Source organism: Micromonospora sp. NPDC049047, assembly GCF_040649135.1.
Taxonomy (GTDB): domain Bacteria; phylum Actinomycetota; class Actinomycetes; order Mycobacteriales; family Micromonosporaceae; genus Micromonospora.
This window is the reverse complement of the sequence record NZ_JBEZEY010000024.1, coordinates 69,690-91,910: the sequence shown is the minus strand read 5'-3', so window position 1 is coordinate 91,910 and position 22,221 is coordinate 69,690. Positions and strand designations below refer to the sequence as shown.

Sequence of the window (22,221 nt, the reverse complement as noted above, 5' to 3'; positions counted from 1 at the left end):
GTGACCAGACCGGCACCTCTCGCCGGCGCCGGCCGGTTGGCCGGGGCAGCCGCGCTCATCGCCGTCCTCACCGTGGCCAGCCGGCTCGCCGGCTTCGGCCGCACCGCAGTGTTCACCTGGGTGGTCGAGCAGAGCGACCTCGGCGGCATGTACGTCATCGCCAACACGGTGCCGAACATCGTCTTCGAGATCGTCGCCGGCGGGGCGTTGGCCAGCCTGGTCGTGCCGCTGCTGGCCGGGGCGGTCGCCGCGGACGACCGGCGGGCGGTGGCGGCGACCACCGGCGCCCTGCTCACCTGGACGGTGAGCCTGCTGGTCCCGCTCGCGGTGCTCGTCGTCCTGTTCGCCGACCCGATCATCTCGGTGATCAGCGCGGGACGGTCGGCGGCGGAACTCGCCGCCGGCGCGCGGATGCTGCGGGTGTTCGCCCCACAGTTGCCGCTCTACGGGATCGGCATCGTGCTCACCGGCGTCCTGCAGGCACACCGACGCTTCGCGTGGCCCGTCATCGCACCGCTGCTGTCCAGCCTCACGGTGGTCGCCGTCTACGTGGCCTTCGGCGCTGCCCAGGGGCGGGGCGTGTCCGTCGCCCAGGTCGGCCGCGCCGGCGAACTGCTCCTTTCCGGCGGCACCACCCTGGGCGTGGTCGTGCTGTCGCTCTCCCTGCTGATCCCGCTGCGGCGGCTGCGGGTGCGGCCCCGGTTCGGGTACACCTTCACCGCCGACGCGCGGGCCCGGATCGGCGGGCTCGCCACGGCCGGCGCCGTGACGGTGGCGGCGCAGCAGGTCGCGCTCCTGGTGGTCCTCAACCGGGTCTCCGGCGGCCCCACCGGCTCCCCCCAGGTGTTCAACCTGGCCCAGGCGATCTACCTGCTGCCGTGGGCGGTCCTCGCCGTGCCACTGGCGGTCGCGTCCTATCCCACGCTTGCCACCGCCAGCGCCGCTGGCGAGGAGGACGAATACCGGCGTACCCTCTCCGGCGCGGTGCGCGGCGTGCTGCTCTTCAGCTGCCTGGGCGTCGCGGCGTTGATCGGCACCGCGCAGCCGATCGCTCACCTCTTCTATCCGGACAACCCGGCCTCCACCGCGGCGGCCATCCGTGGCTTCGCGCCGGGCCTGCTCGGCTACGGCTTGTTCGCGGTCCTGTCCCGCGCCCTGTACGCGCGCGGCGACACCCGATCGGCGACGGTGGCGATCACCCTCGGCTGGCTTGTCGTTCCGGCCGTGGCGCTGCCGTTGTCGGCGCTGCTGCCCACCGCCGACCGGGTGCTCGCGGTGGCGTCCGCCAACTCGGTGGGGATGCTGATCCTCGGGGCGCTGCTGCTGCTGGCGGTGGCGCGCGGCGCCGGCCGGCCGGCGTTGGCCGGCGCGGTCCGGGCCGGGGCGGCCGGTGGCCTCGCCGGTGGGCTCGCCGCGCTCGCCGGGCTGGGCGTCACCCGCTGGCTCGACACACCCGGCGGCAGCACCCCGACGACGGCGGCGGCACTCGGTCAGGGCATGCTGTCCGGGGTTCTGGTCGGGGCGGTGTTCCTCGCTGTGGTCTGGTTCGTCGACCGGCGGGACGTGCGACCGCTGCTCGCCGGGGTGCTGCGGCGTCTGCGTCGGCGGGGGCCACGAGGCGGGGACGGCGGATCGACGTCGATCTCTCCGCGGCGGGGCGACGGGAAGGAGACGGCAGCGCGATGACTGAGCCAGCTCTGCCGACCAGCTGGTCGGGCAGCGTCGCGTTGGTGCTCGCGTCCAGCACCGGCGGCGTCGGCCAGCACGTGCGCTCGGCGGCCCGGGGCCTCGTCGCGGGCGGCGCGACAGTCCTGGTCTGCGGACCGGCGGCCACCCAGGAACAGTTCGACTTCACCGGCGTCGGCGCGCGTTTCGCGCCGGTGGAGATCCCGGCCAGCCCGACGCCTGCCGACGCCCGGGCGGTAATCGCGCTGCGGCGGGTGCTCGCCGCCGCGCACGTCGACGTGGTGCACGCGCACGGCCTGCGGGCCGGGTTGGTCGCCGTGCTGGCCCGTCCGGCCGCCCCGCTTGTCGTCACCTGGCACAACGCGGTGCTCGCGGGGGGTCTGCGGGGCGGGGTGTCCCGACTCGTCGAACGGGTGGTGGCCCGGGGCGTCCGGGTGGCGCTCGGCGCCTCCGCGGACCTGGTACGCCGGGCCGCCGAGGTGGGCGCCGCCGACGCCCGGCTCGCCCCGGTCGCCGCCCCGACGCTGCCCCCGCCGCGTCGACGTCCGGCGGCGGTACGCGCCGAGTTCGGCGTACGCCCGGACCAACCGTTGGTCCTCTCGGTCGGCCGGTTGCACCCGCAGAAGCGCTACGACGTGCTGATCGACGCGGCGGCCCGGTGGCGCACGCGTACCCCACCGCCGGTCGTGGTGATCGCGGGCAGTGGCCCGGCCTACCTGCCGCTTGCCGCCCGGACCTCGGCGGCCCGCGCACCGGTGACCCTGCTGGGGCACCGCACCGACGTGGCCGACCTGCTCGCCGGCGCCGACCTCGCGGTGGTGACGAGCGACTGGGAGGCCCGGCAGCTGTTCGCCCAGGAGGCGCTGCGCGCCGGCGTACCACTTGTGGCCACCGCGGTCGGCGGGTTGCCGGAGCTGGTCGGCGACGCGGCCACGCTGGTCCCCGCCGGGGACGTGGACGCTGTCGACGCGGCGGTACGTGCGCTGCTTGACGACCCGGCGGCGCGGGCCGAGCTGGGCCGGCGGGGCGCCGACCGGGCGGCGACGTGGCCGACCGAGGCGGACACCGTCGCCGCGCTGGCCGACCTCTACGCCGAACTGGCCGGTCCTTCCACCGGCCCGGCGGCCACCCCGGGCTCCGACGCCCCGAGAACGGGACACCGGTGATGTTGCGCCGAATCGCCCCCGCCCTGCTGACGGTGCTCGTGGTGGCGCTCGGCGTCACCGCGCTGGCCGCCCGCCCACCACGCAGCACCCCGCACCGCAGTGCCGACTTCGTGGTGCTCGCCGGGATCGCCGGGCTGCGCTGGGACGACGTCGATCCGCAGCGCACTCCGACGTTGTGGCGGATGGCCCAGCAGGGGTCGATCGGCTCGCTGTCGGTGCGGTCCGCGCACCGACCCACCTGCCCGGTGGACGGCTGGCTGACCCTGGGCGCGGGCAGTTTCGCCGCGTGGAACGGCAGTCGGCCGCCGGAGGGCTGCCCGACGTCCGGGGTGGCAGTGGAACAACCCGACGGCATCGGCGCGAACCTGCCCGACCAGGAGAGCGTGGTGCAGTACAACCAGCAGCGCCTGTCCTGGGGTGCCATGCCCGGTTCGCTGTCGGAGTCGGTCCGCTGCTCGGTCGCCGTGGGTCCGGGTGCGGCAGTGGCGGCGGCCCGACCGTTCGGCCGCGTCGACAGGTACGCCTCGGCGCTGCCTGCCGATCCGCGGGTGTTGCTCGGTTCGTGCGTGTTGAGCATCGTCGACCTCGGCACTGTCGAGGGGATCGATCCGGCGTCGCGCGCCGCGCAGGCCCGGGCGGCGGACGCCCAGTTGGCCCGGGTGCTTGACGCGCGTCCGCCGCGGTCGTTGGTGCTGGTCGCGGGGATCTCCGACACCGCCCAGCCGTCGCGGCTGCACGTGGCGGTCGCCGACGGTCCGGGTTGGGAACGGGGGTGGCTCACCTCGGCCAGCACCGGCCGCGACGGGTACCTGCAACTCGTCGACCTCGCGCCGACCGCCCTCGCCGCGCTGGGCCGGCCGATGCCGGAACGGCTCTTCCTCGGCCGGCCGGCGCTGAGCACCGGTGGCCGTCCGGCCGACCTCGCCGAGGCGATAAGCGCCCCGGCGGACGCCGACCGGGAGGCGGCCGCCCAGCGGAGCGTCTCCGGCCGGTTCTTCACGCTGCTCGCCGGAGTGCAGGTGCTGCTGGCGCTGGCGGTCCTGCCGCTGCTGCGCCGGGCCCGCCCGCACGCCGGGCCGACCGGCCCGACGGCGGTTCCCGGGCGGGTCGCCGCGGTGGCGGAGTTGCTGCTGGTCGCCGGGGCGTTGACGGTGCCGGCGGCGTTGCTCGCCGACGCGGTGCCCTGGTGGGGTGGCGAGCACCCCGGCCTGTTGTTCGCCGGGATCACCGGGCTGCTGGTGGCCGCCGGCACCGCGGCGGTCCGGTTCCTCCCCGGCTACGCGGGCACCCTCGGCCCCCTGGGCGCGGTGGCCGGCCTGACCACGCTCGTCGTCGGGCTGGACGTGCTCACCGGGGCCAGCCTCCAACTCAACGGCGTGGTCGGCTACTCCGCGTTGCAGGGCGGCCGGTACGCCGGGCTGAGCACTGTGGGGCTGGGCGTGTTCCTCGCCGGGGCGTTGCTCACCGGGGGTTGGTTCGCCCAGCGGGTGCACCGCGGTTGGCGGCCCGCGGTGATGGTGGCCGTGGGTGGCCTCGCCGTGGTGGTGGTGGGCAGCCCGTTCCTGGGTGCCGACCCGGTCGGCGCGATCGCGCTCACCGCCGGGGTGAGCGTCGCCGCCGTGATCAGCGCCGGTGGCTGGTTGACGATCAGCCGGCTGGCCTGGGCCGCCATGGCCGCCCTGGCGGTCGGCATCGGGTTCGCAGTGGTGGACCTGCGGCGTTCGGCGGCCGAGCGGGGCAGCCTGGGCCGGTTCCTCTCCGCGCTCGGCGACGGCACCGGCGGGTTCACCGTGCACCGATCGAGCACGGAGAACTTCGAGACGTTGGTCAACAGCCCGCTGACCGTGCTGGCGTTGGTGGGCGGGTTGCTCGTGTGGTTCGCCCTGTTGCAGCCGTGGGGTGGGCTGATGCGGTTGTTCGGCATCTACCCGGCGGTGCGGGCCGCGATGGCCGGCACCGTGGTCGCCGCCGTACTCGGTGGGGTGCTCGACGGCGCGGCGCTCGACGTGCTGGGCGCGGCCGCCGCCCTGGTGGTGCCCATGGCCGCCCTCGCGTCGCTGCGGGTCCTCGGACATGCCGCCGACCGGACCCGCCCGCTGCCGGGACGCTCCCGCGCCGACGGTGCCGACGATCCGGGGTCCGGCGGGGTCGGTCCGGTCGGTGGGGGTGACGGCCCGACCCGTGGTGGCGGGCCGCTGGGCGCGGTCCACCCCCGTCCGATCAGCGCACCGCCCGCGGGCGCACCCCAGGCGCGCACGCGACCGGAGACACCCGACGTCCCCTCGGGCGTCGCCGAAGACCCCTCGGCCGACACCGACGGGCCGGTGGGGCCGACCGCGGACACCTCCGCGACCCTGCCCGTGCCACCCCGGCAGGTCGACAGGTCATCGACCGAGGTCGCCGCTTCCTGAGCGCCGGCCCTCGGCCGGACGACCCGGTGGGGTCGCAGCCGGGGTGCGGCCTGCGAGTACCCGCCCGGGAGGTGTTACCGTCGAATCCCGTGGATCGCGTGATCACTGAGCTGATCAAGCACGGCGGTCTGCATGACCGCGACAGACGACACGGGAGCAGGCCTTGGCCCCATCAGCACGGACGACCAGGCACATTTTCGTCACCGGGGGCGTCGCCTCCTCGCTGGGTAAGGGCCTCACCGCCTCCAGCCTCGGCAACCTGTTGACCGCACGCGGGTTGCGGGTGGTGATGCAGAAGCTCGACCCCTACCTGAACGTCGACCCGGGGACGATGAACCCGTTCCAACACGGTGAGGTCTTCGTCACCGAGGACGGCGCCGAGACCGACCTCGACGTCGGGCACTACGAGCGGTTCCTCGACCGGGCGTTGTCCGGCAAGGCGAACGTCACCACCGGCCAGATCTACTCCGACGTGATCGCCAAGGAGCGGCGCGGGGAATACCTCGGCGACACCGTCCAGGTCATCCCGCACATCACCAACGAGATCAAGTCGCGGATCCTGGCGATGGCCGACCCGGACGAGGACGGCCAACTCCCCGACGTGGTGATCACCGAGGTCGGTGGCACCGTCGGCGACATCGAGTCGCTGCCGTTCCTGGAGGCGATCCGCCAGGTCCGCCACGACCTGGGTCGGGACAACTGCTTCTACCTGCACGTCTCGCTGGTGCCGTACCTGGCCCCGTCGGGTGAGCTGAAGACCAAGCCGACCCAGCACTCGGTGGCGCAGCTGCGCAACATCGGTATCCAGCCGGACGCCATCGTGTTGCGCTGCGACCGGGAGATCCCGGTGAAGCTCAAGGAGAAGCTGTCGCTCTACTGCGACGTGGACGCCGAGGCGGTCGTCGCCGCACCGGACGCCCCGAGCATCTACGACATCCCGAAGGTGCTGCACCGGGAGGGGCTCGACGCGTACGTGGTACGCCGGCTCGGCCTCTCCTTCCGGGACGTGGACTGGGCCAGCTGGGACGACCTGCTGGAGCGGGTGCACCGGCCCCGGCACACGGTCACCGTGGCGGTGGTCGGCAAGTACGTCGACCTGCCCGACGCGTACCTGTCGGTGAGCGAGGCGATCCGGGCGGCCGGGTTCGGTCACCGCGCCCGGGTGCAGCTGCGCTGGGTGCCCAGTGACGAGTGCGTCACCCCGGCCGGCGCCGCCGCGGCGTTGGCCGGCGTGGACGGCATCCTCATCCCCGGTGGCTTCGGCGTCCGCGGCATCGAGGGCAAGATCGGCACCGCCCGGTACGCCCGCGAGGCCGGCATTCCGCTGCTCGGCCTCTGCCTCGGCCTGCAGTGCATGACCATCGAGGTGGCCCGGCACCTGGCCGGCCTGGACGGCGCCAACTCGCTCGAGTTCGACGAGCAGGCCGCGCACCCGGTCATCGCCACCATGGCCGACCAGGAGGACATCGTCGCCGGGCGCGGCGACCTGGGCGGCACCATGCGGCTCGGCGCCTACCCGGCGACGCTGACCGAGGGTTCGATCGTCGCCGAGGCGTACGGCAGCGTCGAGATCAGCGAGCGGCACCGGCACCGCTACGAGGTGAACAACGCCTACCGGGACGCGCTGACCAAGGCCGGCCTGCGCATCTCCGGCACCTCGCCGGACGGTCGGCTCGTCGAGTTCGTCGAGCTGGACCGCAGCCTGCACCCGTTCTTCGTGGCCACCCAGGCGCACCCGGAGCTGAAGAGCCGACCCACCCGCCCGCACCCGCTGTTCGCCTCGTTCGTCAAGGCCGCTGTGACGTACTCACAGGCCGACCAACTGCCTGTCGACCTGGACGGGGCAACCGAGGCCCCGACGACGCGCAAGTCCGCCCGCAACGGCGCCGCGACGAAGGCCGCGTCCGCGTCGTGAGCGAGCGAACCGGCACTGTGTCATCCGTCGTCGTGCGGCGCGGCGGGACGACGGCGTGAGCGGGGTCGAGCACCGCTACGAGGTGCGGTCCCGCACGGAGCGGTACCGGGGGCGGATCTTCGACGTGGTCACCGAGGAGGTGACAATGCCCGGCGGCGGCACGGGGGTGCGTGACCTCGTCCGGCACGTCGGGGCGGTGGCCGTGGTGGCGCTCGACGACGTCGGCCAGGTGGTGCTGATCCGGCAGTACCGGCACCCGGTCGGCCGACACCTGTGGGAGCTGCCGGCCGGGCTGATGGACGTCTCCGGCGAGGAGTTGCCGGCGGCCGCGCTGCGGGAGCTGGCCGAGGAGGCCGACCTCACCGCCGGGCAGGTCGACGTGCTCGTCGACCTGCACAGTTCACCCGGGTTCACCAACGAGGTCGTGCGGGTCTTCCTGGCCCGCGACCTCGCCGAGGTGCCGGCCGACGAGCGGCACGAGCGCCACGACGAGGAAGCCGACCTCCAGATCGTCCGGATCGACCTGGACGAGGCCGTCGCGATGGTCCTGGCCGGCGAGATCACCAACGCGTCCGCGGTGGCCGGGCTGCTCGCCGCGGCCCGCGCCCGGGACACCGGTTGGTCGACGTTGCGCCGGGCGGACGCGCCGCTGCCCCGCTGAGCGTCGCCGCCGGTCCCGCATCAGCGGGGAGTACGCGCGAAGGGGCCCCGCGGTCAGCCGCGGGGCCCCTTGCCGACTGTTCCCAGCGGCAGCCGGCGGCCGGGGCGATAATTGGCAAACCCGTCCGGACGGCGGCGGCGATGTCCCCGGCGAAGCGGCCCGGTGCCCTGACACACCGTCAGGACACCCGGGCACCGGATGCCACTGTGCTGGCTCGCGGCGGCACCGGACGCGCCTAGACTGCCGCCGGCGGGACCGGTGGACCGGGGTGGCAAAGGGGCCGCCGCGGCACCGAGCAGTCGGGGGAGAGCAGCCCCGAAGAGAGGTGTCTGCATCGTGAAGGTCGGAATCCCACGCGAGGTCAAGAACCACGAGTACCGCGTGGCGATCACGCCAGCGGGCGTCAACGAGTTCACCCGCAGTGGTCACCAGGTCTTCGTCGAGGCGGGTGCGGGGGTCGGCTCCAGCATCACCGACGAGGAGTTCGCCGCCGCCGGCGCGCAGATCCTCGCCACCGCCGACGAGGTGTGGGAGACCGCCGAGCTGGTGCTCAAGGTCAAGGAGCCGGTCGCCGAGGAGTACCACCGGATGCGCGAGGGTCAGGTGCTCTTCACCTACCTGCACCTGGCCGCCTCCAAGGAGTGCACCGACGCGCTCATCGACCGCAGGGTCACCGGCATCGCGTACGAGACGGTTGAGCTGCCCGACCGGTCGCTGCCGCTGCTCGCCCCGATGTCCGAGGTCGCCGGCCGGCTCGCCCCGCAGGTGGGCGCCTTCTACATGATGCGTACCGGCGGTGGGCGCGGGGTGCTGCCCGGCGGGGTCTCCGGCGTGTACGCGGCCAAGACCGTCGTCATCGGCGCCGGCGTGTCCGGCATGAACGCCGCCGCGATCGCGCTCGGCCTGCAGTCCGAGGTGCTGCTGCTGGACAAGAACGTGGCCCGACTGCGTTCGGCCGACGCCATCTACCGCGGCCACCTGCAGACCATCGCGTCCAACGCCTACGAGGTCGAGCGGGCCGTGCTCGACGCCGACCTGGTCATCGGCGCGGTCCTGGTGCCCGGCGCGAAGGCGCCGACGCTGATCTCCAACGAGCTGGTCTCCCGGATGAAGCCGGGCAGTGTGCTCGTCGACATCGCCATCGACCAGGGCGGCTGCTTCGAGGACTCGCGCCCCACCACGCACGCCGACCCGGTCTACAAGGTGCACGAGTCGATCTTCTACTGCGTGGCGAACATGCCCGGCGCGGTGCCGAACACCAGCACGTACGCCCTGACCAACGTCACCCTGCCGTACGCCCTGGAGCTGGCCAACCACGGCTGGCAGGAGGCGCTGCGCCGCGACCCGGCGTTGGGCCTGGGCCTGAACACGTACGACGGTCGGGTCACCTACGGTCCGGTCGCCGAGGCGCACGGCATGGACGTGCTCCCGTTGACCGACGTACTCGCCTGAGCGGTGGCGGTCTGACCGGCAGCGCGGACTCCGCCGGCGTGGGCGAGCAGCCCACGCCGGCGCTGCGCCGCGCCGTGCGCGGTTACCTCGACCACCTCACCGTCGAGCGTGGACTGTCGGCGAACACGCTCACCTCGTACCGCCGGGACCTGGACCGCTATCTCGCCACCCTGGTCGCGGCCGGCGTCACCGACCTCGCGTCGGTCGGCCCCGGTCTCGTCGAGTCGCACCTGGCCCGGCTGCGCGCGGGCGACGACGCCCACCCGCCGCTGGCTGTCTCCTCCGCCGCCCGCGCCGCCAGCGCGGTCCGCGGCCTGCACCGCTTCGCGCTGCGTGAAGGGCTGGCCGGCGCCGACCCCAGCCGGGACGTGCGCCCGCCCACCCCGCCGCGCCGGCTGCCCCGGGCACTGCCGGTCGACGACGTGGTCCGCCTGCTGGAGACCGCCGGCCCGATCACCGCGACCGGCGACGACGCGTCCCTCGCGCTACGCGACCGGGCGCTGCTGGAGTTCCTCTACGGCACCGGCGCGCGGATCTCCGAGGCGGTCGGCGCCGCCGTGGACGACCTGGAAACCGACGAGGGCACGGTGCTGCTGCGCGGCAAGGGTGGCCGGACGCGGCTGGTGCCGATCGGCGGGTACGCCGTCGACGCGGTACGCGCCTACCTGGTCCGGGCCCGGCCCGCCCTGGCCGCCGCAGGTCGGGGCAGCCCGATGGTCTTCCTCAACGCCCGGGGCGGCGCGCTCACCCGCCAGGGCGCCTGGGGCATCCTGCGCGCCGCCGCCGGCCGGGCCGGGCTGCCGGTCGAGGGGCCGGCCGCCGTCTCCCCGCACACCCTGCGCCACTCGTACGCCACCCATCTGCTCGACGGCGGCGCCGACGTGCGGGTGGTCCAGGAACTGCTCGGACACGCGTCGGTGACCACCACCCAGGTCTACACGTTGGTCACCGTGGAGCGGTTGCGTGAGGTGTACGCCACCACCCACCCCCGCGCCCAGGGCTGAACCGGTCGCGGTCGACGCCGACACGCCGGGCCGGTGCCGAACCCCCTGCTGGTCGGTGGCGTACAGTCGGCATCGGCGCGGACCTCCTGGAGCGATACGACCGGGGTGCGCAGCGGCGCCGCGAAGGACGTCGGACGGCTCCGACGCCGGGTGGGGTCGTCGGGAGGGGGCAACGAGCACATGGCTGGCAACGGTGACCGTGCCGAGACCTGGACGTCGGAGCTCCGCGAGCAGCAGGCCACGCTCGGTGCGGATCTGGGTCCAGCGGACCCGGCTGCCTACACGATGCGCAAGCCCATCCCTGAGCCGATGCCCACCGACCGGCACGGTCCGGCGCGCATCATCGCGATGGCCAACCAGAAGGGTGGCGTCGGCAAGACGACCACCACCATCAACCTGGGCGCGGCCCTCGCGGAGTACGGCCGCAAGGTGCTGCTCGTCGACTTCGACCCGCAGGGCGCCCTGTCGGTGGGGTTGGGGGTCAACCCACACAACCTCGACCTGTCCGTCTACAACCTGCTCATGCAGGACGACGTCACCGCCGAGGACGTCCTGATCAAGACCGACGTGGCGGGCCTGCACCTGCTGCCGGCCAACATCGACCTCTCCGCCGCCGAGATCCAGCTCGTCAACGAGGTCGCCCGGGAAATGGCACTGGCCCGGGTCCTGCGCTCGGTCCGCAAGGAGTACGACTACATCCTGATCGACTGCCAGCCGTCGCTCGGCCTGCTGGCGATCAACGCGCTGACCGTCGCGCACGGCGTGCTCATCCCGCTGGAGTGCGAGTTCTTCAGCCTGCGCGGGGTGGCGCTGCTGCTGGACACCATCGACAAGGTGCGGGAGCGGCTCAACTTTGACCTGGAGCTCGAGGGCATCCTCGCCACCATGTACGACAGCCGCACCACGCACTGCCGCCAGGTCCTCCAGCGGGTGGTCGAGGCGTTCGGCGACAAGGTCTACCAGACGGTCATCACCAAGACTGTGAAGTTCCCGGAGTCCACCGTGGCCGGTGCGCCCATCACGACGATGGACCCGGCGTCCTCCGGCGCCCGCAACTACCGTCAGCTGGCCCGCGAGGTGATCGCCGCCCAGTCGGAGCGGTAGCCGGAACGCCCGGTGCCCGCCTCGTGCACTACGGTCGTGCGGTGACCGCGCCACCCCTCGACCCGCCTGACGCCGCTGCTCCGGCCGTGGTCGACGGTGTGCCGCCCGCCGCGACCGGCTTCACGGTGCGGCTGGCCAACTTCACCGGTCCGTTCGACCTGCTGCTGCAACTGATCGGCAAGCACAAGCTCGACGTCACCGAGGTGGCCCTGCACACGGTCACCGACGAGTTCATCGCCTACATCCGGGCCATGGGCGACGACTGGGACCTCGACGAGGCCAGCGAGTTCCTGCTCATCGCCGCGACCCTGCTCGACCTGAAGGCGGCCCGGCTGCTGCCCGCCGCCGAGGTGGAGGACGAGGCCGACCTCGCCCTGCTGGAGGCCCGGGATCTGCTCTTCGCCCGGCTGCTGCAGTACAAGGCGTACAAGGAGGCGGCGGCGCACATCGCCGAGCTGGAAGCGGTCGGCGGCCGGCGCTACCCCCGCGCGGTCAGCCTGGAACCCCGCTACGCCGAGGCGCTGCCCGACCTGGTCCTCGGCATCGGCCCGCAGCGGCTGCTGAAGTTGGCAGTGAAGGCGATGACGCCGAAGCCGGTGCCGGAGGTCTCCATCGCCCACGTGCACATGGTCCGGGTCAGTGTCCGGGAACACGCGGCGATCCTCACCGCCCGGCTACGCCGGGCCGGCACCGCCACGTTCGCACTGCTCTGCGCCGACTGCGAGGCGACCCTGGAGGTGGTGGCGCGGTTCCTCGCGCTGCTGGAGCTGTACCGGGAGGGCCTGGTCTCCTTCGTCCAGGAGCAGGCCCTGGAGGAGCTGACCGTGCGCTGGACCGGCCCGGCCGACGGCGCCACCGAACTACACGTCGACGAGTACGCCGGCAGCCCGGCCGACGCGGAGCCGTCCGCGCCGCCAGCTGAGCCTCACGTGTCGGCGCTGCCCGCCGGGTCGGCGGTGGCCGGGTCGCCCGCCGGGCCGGAGCTGACCGGGCCGGAGCTGACCGGGTCGCCCGTTGGGTCGGAGCTGACCGGGGAGGCCGCCGGGACGGATGGGACGGGAGCGACGGAGGGTGAGCGCGATGAGTGACGAGGAACGCCGGGATTCGCTTGCCGACCAGGCCGCCGCCTGGGTTCCACCGTGGGAGCGCCCCCGGCCGCCCGCCCCCGAACCAGAGGGCACCGACGTCCCGTCGGACGAGTCACCCGCCGTACCCGCGGCGCCGGACGCCGACGGTAGCCGCCAGCAACCGTCCCGACCGGCACCCGAATCCGCACCCGCCGCCGAGGCCGCCCCGACCGCGTCAGATTCCGCCGCGCCGAGTTTGGCCGCGCCGGATTCCGCCGAGCCGGTCCCGGCCGAGCCAAGTCTTGCCGAGCTGGGTGCCGCCGCGCCGGAGGCCGCCGCGCCGGAGGCCGCCGCGCCGGAGGCCGCCGCGCCGGAGGCCGCTGCGCCGGTCCCAGCCGCGCTGGGCTCGGGTGGGACGGGTGTGACCGAGCCGGATCCGGGTGCGGTGGGGGAGTCGGGGACGGCTGTCGGCGTACCCCGGCGGGAGAGCGTGGGGCGGCGGCGCGTGACGGCCGCGCCGGAGCCGGCGCCGGAGCTGTCCGACGCCGAGTTGCGCGGTGCGCTGGAGGCGATCCTGCTGGTGGTCGACGAGCCGGTCAGCGAGCTGGTCCTGGCGCAGGTGTTGGAGCAGCCGGCCGAACGGGTCGGGCCGATGCTCGACGAGATCGCCGCCGGCTACACCGCCGCCGGCCACGGGTTCGAGCTGCGCCGGGCGGCCGGCGGGTGGCGGCTCTACACCCGGCCGGAATACGCTACGTACGTTGAACGGTTCGTGTTGGACGGGCAGTCCGTACGGCTGACCCAGGCGGCGTTGGAGACGCTCGCCGTGGTCGCCTACAAGCAGCCGGTGACCCGTTCGCGAATCTCAGCCATCCGGGGTGTGAACTGCGACGGGGTCATCCGTACGCTGGTCACCCGCGGTCTCGTCGAGGAGTGCGGCACCGAACAGGACAGCGGGGCGTTCCTCTACCGGACCACCACGTTGTTCCTGGAGAAGCTCGGGCTGAACACCGTTGCCGAGCTGCCGCCCCTCGCACCCTTCCTGCCCGACGACGTAGAAGAGCTTGCTGATGCGACCCGATAACCGTGCCCCCAAACCCGACGCCCCTGTCTTCGAGGGGGCTGAGCGCCTGCAGAAGGTGCTCGCCGCCGCCGGCGTGGGTTCCCGGCGTGCCTGCGAGGACCTGATCTTCCGCCGCCGGGTCACCGTGGACGGGCGGGTCGCCAAGCTCGGCGACAAGGTCGATCCGGCCACCGCCGTGATCCACGTGGACGGCGAGCGCCTCCAGGTCGACGTCCGCCTGGTCTACGTGGCGATGAACAAGCCGCGCGGGGTGGTCACCACCATGGCGGACGAAAAGGGACGCAACGAGCTGTCCGACTTCATCGGTGCCCGGCTGGAGCAGCGGGTCTACCACGTCGGGCGGCTCGACGCGGACAGCGAGGGCCTGCTGCTGCTCACCAACGACGGCACCCTCGCGCACAAGCTCATGCACCCCTCCTACCAGGTGCTCAAGACCTACCTCGCCGAGGTGGTCGGGCCGATCCCGCGCAACCTGAGCAAGCGGCTGTTGGCCGGGGTCGAGCTGGAGGACGGGCCGGTCACTGTCGACTCGTTCAAGGTGGTGGACACCCTCGGCAAATCCGCCCAGGTGGAGCTGAGCCTGCACGAAGGGCGCAAGCACATCGTCCGGCGGCTGATGGACGAGGTCGGGCACCCGGTCACCCGGTTGGTGCGTACCTCGATCGGGCCGATCCGGCTGGGCGACCTGCGCACCGGGCGGATCCGGCGGCTTACCAACGCGGAGGTCGCCGCCCTGTTCAACGCGGTGGGTGACTGACCCCCGGAGTTCGGGGTACGGCTGCCGGTAGGCTCCACCGACGGCCGGGACGCGGCCGCCCGGGTGGCGTGGGTCGCCTCCGGTGGCGTCGCGCGCGGGTCCGCCAGAGGAACCGGGCATGATTGATGACGATTGACAAACCGCTTGCGGCGCCAGCTCACCGGGCGATCCGTGAGGTACGGGCTGAGGAGGACACGGTGGAGGAAAACGTACGGGCCGGGCGATGTGTGGTCGCTGTGGATGGGCCGTCCGGTTCGGGTAAGTCCACCGTGTCGCGGCGCCTCGCCGTCGACATCGGTGCGCGTTACCTGGACACCGGGGCGATGTACCGGGCGATCACGTGGGCCGTGCTGCGCTCCGGCGTGGACCTCACCGACACCGCGTCGGTGGTCAAGGTCGCCGGCGAGGTCAACCTGCGCATCGGCACCCACCCGCAGGGGTACGCCGTGACGATCGACGGGGTCGGCGTGGACGCCGACATCCGGGGCCCGGAGGTGACCGGAGCGGTCTCCGCCGTCGCCGCGGTTCCCGCGGTCCGCGAGCTGCTTGTCGCCCGCCAACGCGAGATGATCGCCAACGCTGGTCGGATGGTCGTCGAGGGTCGGGACATCGGCTCGGTCGTCGCGCCGGACGCGGACCTGAAGGTCTTCCTGACCGCCTCCGAGGCGGCCCGTGCCGCCCGACGCAGTGCGGAGGACGCCGCCGACGTGGCGGCCACCGCCGCCGACCTGGCCCGGCGGGACCGTCTCGACTCGACCCGCAAGGTCAACCCGCTGGCGCAGGCCCCCGACGCGGTGGTGCTGGACACCACCGAGTTGGGCATCGACGAGGTCGTGGCGCGACTGCGCGACCTACTTACCGAACGAGGCGTGGCATGAGCGCCGCAGTGATGTCTCAGGTCGGTCCGGAGCGACGCGGAGGAGCGGCGTGAGCGAGGGTGCGGGATGGGTCGAGCTGCGTGAGCCCGACGTCGCCGTCGAGGAACCGACCGGCCCGCAGCCGGTCGTGGCAGTGGTCGGCCGCCCCAACGTGGGCAAGTCCACGCTTGTCAACCGGATCATCGGCCGTCGGCAGGCGGTCGTCGAGGACGTTCCCGGGGTGACCCGGGACCGGGTGCCCTACGACGCGCAGTGGAACGGCCGGGCGTTCACAGTGGTGGACACCGGCGGCTGGGAACCGGACGCGAAGGACCGGGCCGCTGCCATCGCGGCACAGGCTGAGACGGCTGTCGTCACCGCCGACGTGGTCCTCTTCGTGGTCGACGCGATGGTGGGCTCCACCGACGTGGACGAGGCCGCGGTGAAGATGCTGCGACGCAGCGCCAAACCGGTGATCCTGGTGGCCAACAAGGCGGACAACACCTCCATCGAGATGGAGGCGACCTCACTGTGGTCGCTCGGCCTCGGTGAACCGTTCCCGATCTCCGCGCTGCACGGCCGCGGCTCCGGCGACCTGCTGGACGCCATCCTCGCCGCGCTGCCGGAAGCCCCGGCGATCATCGAGAACCGGCCGCGCGGACCCCGCCGGGTGGCGCTGGTCGGGCGGCCGAACGTGGGCAAGTCCAGTCTGCTCAACCGGTTCTCCGGTGAGGATCGGGCGGTCGTCGACTCGGTGGCCGGCACCACTGTGGACCCGGTGGACAGCCTTGTCGAGATCGGCGGTCAGACCTGGCAACTGGTCGACACCGCCGGGCTGCGCAAGCGGGTCGGCAAGGCCAGCGGCACCGAGTACTACGCCAGCCTGCGCACCGCCGGGGCGATCGAGGCCGCCGAGGTGGCAGTGGTGTTGCTCGACTCCAGCGAGCCGATCAGCGAGCAGGACCAGCGGATCCTGTCGATGGTCACCGAAGCCGGCCGGGCCATGGTCATCGCGTTCAACAAGTGGGACCTGGTCGACGCCGACCGTCGGTACTACCTGGACAAGGAGATCGACCGGGAACTGCGCCGCATCCCCTGGGCGATCCGCCTGAACCTGTCCGCGATGACCGGCCGCGCCGTGGACAAGCTGGCCCCGGCCCTGAACAAGGCGCTGGCCAGCTGGGAGACCCGGGTCCCGACCGCGCACCTCAACCAGTGGCTGACCGCGCTGGTCCAGGCCACGCCCCACCCGGTTCGTGGCGGTCGCGCGCCGCGGATCCTGTTCGCGACGCAGGCTGGTGTGGCGCCGCCACGGTTCGTGCTCTTCACCACCGGCCCGCTCGACGCCGGCTACCAGCGCTTCGTCGAGCGCAAGCTCCGCGAGGAGTTCGGGTACGAGGGCAGCCCCATCGAGATCTCGGTCCGCCCGCGTAAGAAGCTCGGCCCCGGTGGCCGAGGCAAGGCGCACGGCTGACCCGGCCCAGTTCTCCCGAAATGCCGGATGGTCCGACCGGACCATCCGGCATCCCTCTACCCCACCCTCCTAGGACGCTTTAGGGGTTGTGCGTTGGTGCTCCTGCGAGGGGGTGCGGTCAGCTGGCGAGGCGGGTGGGGCCTGTGCGATGACTCGGGAGGGCTGCGCTAAGCTGTACCGGCTGCCGCGAGGGAAACCGCGCGGGGGCGGGACGTGGCGCAGCTTGGTAGCGCACTTGACTGGGGGTCAAGGGGTCGTCGGTTCGAATCCGGCCGTCCCGACCGATTGACCTGGGGAGATGAAGATCCTCCCGGGTAACGGCGGTAACATCCGGTAACGGATGATCTTTGGTGGCGGTAACCGGATGAACGGTTAGCCGCTGGCGTGCGTGCTGCAGAGCGCTCTGGCGACCATGACGAGCACGCCGGCGGCGACGAACGCCAACACGAAGACGGTCTCCACGATCCAGGCTGATCGGCCGGTGAGTGCCTGCACCTGCGGCAGCATGGTGACCTTCGGTGTGGTGAGCAGAATGCCGGTGATGAGGTCGAAGATCGCGTTCAGGCAGGCCAGGATCGCCGTGGTGAGCCAATCAAGAACCTCATTGAGGACCCATCCCACGACGATCAACCCCCGACGGGTTCAAGTTCTGGCGGATGACGGATGCGGCGAACCCGGCGCGGGTGGCCGGTTCGAGGGTGTTGGACAACCTCAGCGGGTCAACGCGTTCTACGAGTGGGCGCAGCCACGCTATGCGGTGGCCAACCCGGTCGCCCGACGGCATCTGCCCCAGCCGGCGATCGGGTACGCGGTTGGAGTCGTTCGCGGCGGCGCCGCACGTGGTCTGCCGCCGACGAACGCGGCACCCGCCACACCTCCGACATTGACGACTGCCGCCCGAACTGCACCAACATCGCCCGAACCGACCGCGACATCTACATCCTGCGCCGGCAGGCCGCGCACCTCCGCGCCGTAGTCAACGACCCTGCAGCCCCACCAGTGCGCCACGGCCGCGAACGACACGAACTCGCCCGCCTCGAACACCTCATCGCTCGACACCACCACACCGGACGAACCCGATGACCACCGACCGGCAAGCCGAACGCGACGTCATCCAAGCCGCCGCCCGCCGGCTCCTGGCCTGTACCCCCACCCGCTCCACTGGAGCGCTGACCGTCCTGCAGTTGGCGGCCGAAGCCGGCGTGAAACGGTGGGTGCTGACCCACAAGCATCCCGACCTGCGTCAGGCCTTTGAGTAACAGCGGCGGGCTACCAACGGCATCCCAACTGCATTCCAGCACCTGCACGGCAGGCTCGCAGATCTCGAAGCCGCCGACAAACGGCTCCGGGAGAGCAACACCGAGCTGACCGAACGGATCGACACCTACGCCCAGGTCATCCGCGCGTTGAGCATCGAGATCGACACCCTACGAGCACAGATGCGTCGCTGGAAGACGTCCGGTCCCTGTACCCACGACTCGGCACCCCATCGACGTGGACCGCTTGGGGAATAGCGAAACCACCCCTTCCTCTGGATCACCTCCCGAACCGAGTATCGAGATCTGAGAAGCGCCGGTGGCACCCGGCCGTCGCTACGCTGGGCTCTACTCCGATTGCGGGTGGTGGCGGATTGGGTACTCGGCGACGCGTGCTGACCTCGGCTGCGGCCCTCCTGGCGGTAGCCACCGGCGTTGCCGCCGCGATCTGGCTGTGGCCGTCCGAACGCGGGTTCGGGCTCGTCCTGGACCGCGGCGATCAGGTCGCGTCCATTGTCGGCGCGCTCGCCGCTCTCATCGTGGGCTACCTGACGTTGCGCCGCTCGGCGTCATCCAAGCCGATTGCCGAGCGCTCGGAGCCGCCGCTGGCCAAGCCGGATGTGCTGGATCGATGGCACTTCGGAGGCTTGTCGGCCGCCGGGCACTTCCTCCGCGCGGGGCAGGGACGGCGCGGGATGACGGTTGCGGCCGACCTCTTCCGCGGACGGGAGGACGTGATCGCGGCCGTGCTCGCGTGGCTGGACTCCACCGAAGAGTCAGGTCGCCCGTTCGTGATCAGCGGGCCGCCCGGAACGGGCAAGTCCGCGGTCCTCGCGCGAGTGGCGATGCGGCGCAACACAGTTCTGGCCGGTAACGGGTTGATGTTCCTGGCAGCTGGTGCTCGGGTAAGCGATCTGGATCGCGCGATGCGGGAATGGTTGGGCCTCCCCTCAGCCGCGTCCGACGAGGAGTTGCTCGAGCGGCTCGGCGACGAATCGCGGATCGTGCTGGCCGACGCCCTCGACGAGGCCGCGACGCCCCGCGACGCCGTCGCACTGGGGCAGGCGCTGAGTCGGCTGGCTACGATCCCCTCGGTACGCGTGGTAGTCGCTACTCGGCCGTGGTCGGCTGGCCCGACCGATCGGCGTCGCTACGGGTGGGACGCGCTGTTGCCCCAGCTCGGGATCACCGCGGTCGACCAGGACGGGCTTATCGACCTCGCGGTCGACTTCGCCGATCCGGAGGGCGTCCGGCAGTACGCGCTGGCGATCCTCACCCAGCCGGACCTTTCCGGCGGCGTCCGGCGGCGGTGCCGGGCCGATCCGGAGCTGGCCCAGTCGCTCGCCGCCGAGATCGCCGAGCGCGCCGCCGGGAACTTTCTGATCGCGGGCTTGGCCGCTGAACGTGTGGCCCGGTCGAACGACGTCAAGCCGCACTCTTTCGAGTTCCCGACCGACGTGGCACAGGCTCTTCTCGGCTACCTCGGCAGACGCTCCGGTGAGGAAAGCCATCGCCTGCGGATCATGATGACCACTTTGGCGCACGCGCAGGGCGCGGGCGTCGACGACGAGCTGTGGCTGCGGTTCGCCACCGCCCTGGGCCTCGGCGACGCCGGCCACCGCGACCTGAAACTGGTGCACGACTCCGCCGCAGTGGACCTCATCGTCGGCGTCGCCGAACCGGATTCGCGACCACGCCACCGGTTGTTTCACCATGCCTTGGCGGACGTGCTTTTGGCCGGCCGAGACTCCCGCGCCGACAACCGCGCGTTGTACGAGGCATGCGTCACGGTGGCGAGCCGGGACGGCTGGGACACCGACTACGTCCGACGTTTCGTGGCCGGCCACGCAGCGCGTGGCGGGAGCATGGACGATCTGCTCGACCGAGTGGACTTTCTCGTGACCGCCGATCCGCAAGATTTGCTGCCGCACCTCGACTCGGCGTGCGAGGCGACGGGCAAGCGGGTGGCGGCGGCATACAGGCTGGCGTCGGACCGGTTGGTCGCGCGGGATCGGATCGGCAACGCCGGGCACCTCGAAGTGGCTGCGGCGATCGCGCACCTCCCGGTGTTGCGAAAGCGGATCGCGAACGCCGTGCCGCGGGCACAGCATGTGCGCTGGGCGAAGATCGATCCCGCGATGAGCGCGTCAACGCTGGGCCAGCAGACGCTACGCGGCCACGACGGCGAGATCACCACGCTGGCGACCGGGGAGTCGTCCGACGGCATCCCGCTGCTGGTCAGTGGCGGCCGGGACGGGACGGCACGGCTCTGGCGCCTTGACGACGGCCGGCCGCTGATGACGCTGGCCGGACCGGGCACGGCGACGTGTGTGGCGATCGCGGCGCTCAGCGACGGGAGCAAGGTCGTCGTCGCTGGGAATGACGACCCCGGTACGGCCGAGCGACTGTCGGTCTGGCGCCTGAAGGACGGCGAACTCCTATACCGGATCAATACGCCGCAGATGCGGGCAGTCGTCGCCACGACTATGCCCGACGGCACCCCCGTCCTGGTGGGTGGCGGCTCGGACCGGACCTTGTATGTCTGGCGGGTCGACGACGGCGAACTGCTGACGCAATGGGCGACGGCCTGGCCGATCGGGTCGGTGGAGACCGTCCGGATGGCCGGCGCCGGAGACGTGGTCGTCGCCGGAGCCGGCAACGGCATCGGCGCGGCGCCGGAGTTGGCGGCATGGCGGCTGGCCGACCTGATGCCAGTCGACATCCCCGCGCCTCACTTCGGTGGATCCTCGATGGATCCACGCAATCTGTCGGCGATCTCCGCCGGGGATGGCTCGACATTGTTCGCCTGCGCCGTCAGCTGGACGCTCGCCGTGTGGCGGCACGGCTCATCGGAGGCCATCTGGTCCACCGGACGGGCCGGCCCGACGACGGCGATCGGTTCCCTGCCGGACCAGACGACAATCGTCCTAACCGGTGGCGCGATAGACGACCCAGTGGTGCACGTACGGTCGCTCGATGACGGCCGCCTACTGTACGCACTCACCGGTCCCAGCCGAGGAATTTCGGCTGTGGCAGCCGGCTCGCTCGCCCATGGCACAACCGTTGCCGTCGGCGCCTACTACGACGGCAGCATCAGGCTGTGGCGCCTCGACGACGCGGCACCCGCCGAGGAGACGACGGGTCACCTGTTCGATGCGTACGGCGCCACGATCATGAGCGCCACCCTCGGCGACGGGACCGACGTCGTTCTCAGCAGCGGTGGCAGGACGCCCGCCGTGCGAGTGTGGCGGCTGGACGACGGCGCCGAGTTACGGACCTACCCGGCCCCGTACCGGCCCAGCTTCGTGACCAGCAGCACGCTCGCCGACGGGAGGTCCGTGATTGTGCGTACGGCGAAGAAACCCGGCAACATGTTGTCGTTTCTCTGGACCGATCCGCCGCTGGTCATCACGGACGTGGACCAGGACCATGTGCTCTACCACTTCTCCCCGCCGCTTCATCCAGGATTCTCGGCGGCCGCGCTCGATGTGTGGGGCGACGTCAACGCACTCGTCACCGTGACCGCGAAAGAGGCCCGCGTATGGCGGCTCGATGAGGGCACGCCGTACGGCGAACCACTCGCGCATGGTGAGACGATCAACAAACTCACGACCGGAACCCTGGCCGACGGCACTCCGGTCGTGATGACCGCCGGCGGTGGACTGATCAAAGTCTGGCGGCTCGGCGACACGACGCCCGTCCGCGAGTTCGGCTATGACGGCTCGGTGTTCGCCATCGCGAGCCACGGCTCGAAGCTGGCCGCAGGCGGCTCGGAGAAGCGCGTCTGGGTGTGGGACATCGACACCGGGGAGTCGCTTGCCTGTCCGCTGACCCATGACGGCTGGGTGGCTTCAGTGTCCATGGCCCACCTCGCCGACGGGGCTCCGGCCGTCGTCAGCGGAGGCTATGACGGCGTCGTGCGCGTCTGGGCGACCGATGACCAGCACGGGGTGGAAACCCACGAGCTGCGAGCCGGCGTCGGCGACGCACTGCTGGTGAACAGCTCGATCCTCGTCGTCGCCACCACCTACGGCATCATCGCCCAGACAACCTCGGCCTCGCGTCACGGCCGGATCAGCGAGGACTGAACGTTCGAGGTTCCCGTAACAGTTGCGGTCCCGCCCGGTGGCCGACACCGCCGCTTTCTCAGCGGCCCGCACTATTCGCCGTCCGCTACTTCATCACCGACCGCCCGCCGTCCCTGAGCGAGGGCCGACTCGCACGCCGGTCCCGCGGCCCAGGTGGCGGGTACAGCCCCGCGGTATCAACCGGTACCAACCCAAGACTTGTCTGCGGAACAGGAGGCTAGGGTTCGAATCCATTCGGG

15 protein-coding genes, 1 tRNA gene and 1 pseudogene are annotated in these 22,221 nt (G+C 72.1%); 16 read left to right on the top strand and 1 reads right to left on the bottom strand.

The genetic code is table 11. The annotated features are described in order from the left end of the window. From AB0B86_RS28195 to AB0B86_RS28130, 14 genes are all read left to right on the top strand, one after another. Window positions 1-1,686, top strand: a complete 1,686-nt coding sequence (locus tag AB0B86_RS28195; protein WP_357409962.1) for a lipid II flippase MurJ — start codon at window positions 1-3, stop codon at window positions 1,684-1,686. Then, on the top strand, window positions 1,683-2,852 hold the full coding sequence (locus AB0B86_RS28190; protein WP_357420142.1) for a glycosyltransferase family 4 protein: 1,170 nt from the start codon (window positions 1,683-1,685) through the stop codon (window positions 2,850-2,852). Before AB0B86_RS28195 ends, AB0B86_RS28190 begins: the two co-directional genes overlap by 4 nt. Beyond that, window positions 2,852-5,263, top strand: coding sequence for a hypothetical protein (locus tag AB0B86_RS28185; RefSeq protein WP_357409993.1), 2,412 nt, complete (start codon window positions 2,852-2,854; stop codon window positions 5,261-5,263). The genes AB0B86_RS28190 and AB0B86_RS28185 overlap by 1 nt, the downstream gene beginning before the upstream one ends. 163 nt (window positions 5,264-5,426) lie before the next feature. After that, window positions 5,427-7,178 (top strand): CTP synthase, encoded by a 1,752-nt coding sequence (locus tag AB0B86_RS28180; RefSeq protein WP_357409958.1) that lies wholly within the window; start codon window positions 5,427-5,429, stop codon window positions 7,176-7,178. Between the two features lie 55 nt (window positions 7,179-7,233). Further along, complete coding sequence (locus AB0B86_RS28175) at window positions 7,234-7,839, top strand: NUDIX hydrolase (protein ID WP_357409956.1); 606 nt, start codon at window positions 7,234-7,236, stop codon at window positions 7,837-7,839. A 336-nt stretch (window positions 7,840-8,175) separates the two neighbouring features. After that, on the top strand, window positions 8,176-9,291 hold the full coding sequence (gene ald, locus AB0B86_RS28170) for an alanine dehydrogenase (RefSeq protein WP_357420141.1): 1,116 nt from the start codon (window positions 8,176-8,178) through the stop codon (window positions 9,289-9,291). Window positions 9,292-9,329: 38 nt separating this feature from the next. After that, on the top strand, window positions 9,330-10,295 hold the full coding sequence (locus AB0B86_RS28165) for a site-specific tyrosine recombinase XerD (RefSeq protein ID WP_357409952.1): 966 nt from the start codon (window positions 9,330-9,332) through the stop codon (window positions 10,293-10,295). A gap of 180 nt (window positions 10,296-10,475) precedes the next feature. Beyond that, the gene (locus tag AB0B86_RS28160) at window positions 10,476-11,399 is read left to right on the top strand and encodes a ParA family protein (RefSeq protein WP_088990243.1); all 924 of its coding nucleotides are present in this window, start codon (window positions 10,476-10,478) and stop codon (window positions 11,397-11,399) included. A gap of 41 nt (window positions 11,400-11,440) precedes the next feature. After that, window positions 11,441-12,487, top strand: coding sequence for a segregation/condensation protein A (locus AB0B86_RS28155; protein ID WP_357409950.1), 1,047 nt, complete (start codon window positions 11,441-11,443; stop codon window positions 12,485-12,487). After that, entirely contained in the window at window positions 12,480-13,550 is a 1,071-nt protein-coding gene (gene scpB, locus AB0B86_RS28150) for an SMC-Scp complex subunit ScpB (protein WP_357420140.1), read from the top strand. The genes AB0B86_RS28155 and scpB overlap by 8 nt, the downstream gene beginning before the upstream one ends. After that, window positions 13,537-14,307: a pseudouridine synthase gene (locus tag AB0B86_RS28145; protein ID WP_357409946.1), complete on the top strand. Its 771-nt coding sequence runs from the start codon at window positions 13,537-13,539 to the stop codon at window positions 14,305-14,307. Before scpB ends, AB0B86_RS28145 begins: the two co-directional genes overlap by 14 nt. Window positions 14,308-14,504: 197 nt before the next feature. Beyond that, window positions 14,505-15,185, top strand: coding sequence for a (d)CMP kinase (gene cmk, locus AB0B86_RS28140; RefSeq protein ID WP_357409944.1), 681 nt, complete (start codon window positions 14,505-14,507; stop codon window positions 15,183-15,185). A 76-nt stretch (window positions 15,186-15,261) separates the two neighbouring features. After that, the gene (gene der / locus AB0B86_RS28135; RefSeq protein WP_357409991.1) at window positions 15,262-16,638 is read left to right on the top strand and encodes a ribosome biogenesis GTPase Der; all 1,377 of its coding nucleotides are present in this window, start codon (window positions 15,262-15,264) and stop codon (window positions 16,636-16,638) included. 207 nt (window positions 16,639-16,845) lie between these two features. Beyond that, window positions 16,846-16,919, top strand: a tRNA-Pro gene (locus AB0B86_RS28130). A gap of 124 nt (window positions 16,920-17,043) precedes the next feature. On the opposite strand, the pseudogene AB0B86_RS28125 reads toward AB0B86_RS28130, so the two are convergent. Continuing rightward, a pseudogene (locus AB0B86_RS28125) lies at window positions 17,044-17,259 on the bottom strand (hypothetical protein); the annotation flags it as partial. A 458-nt stretch (window positions 17,260-17,717) separates the two neighbouring features. Here AB0B86_RS28125 and AB0B86_RS28120 point away from each other — a divergent pair. Beyond that, complete coding sequence (locus AB0B86_RS28120; RefSeq protein WP_357409942.1) at window positions 17,718-17,897, top strand: hypothetical protein; 180 nt, start codon at window positions 17,718-17,720, stop codon at window positions 17,895-17,897. Window positions 17,898-18,286: 389 nt separating this feature from the next. Continuing rightward, the gene (locus AB0B86_RS28115) at window positions 18,287-21,982 is read left to right on the top strand and encodes a hypothetical protein (protein ID WP_357420139.1); all 3,696 of its coding nucleotides are present in this window, start codon (window positions 18,287-18,289) and stop codon (window positions 21,980-21,982) included. The last annotated feature ends 239 nt before the right edge of the window (window positions 21,983-22,221 follow it).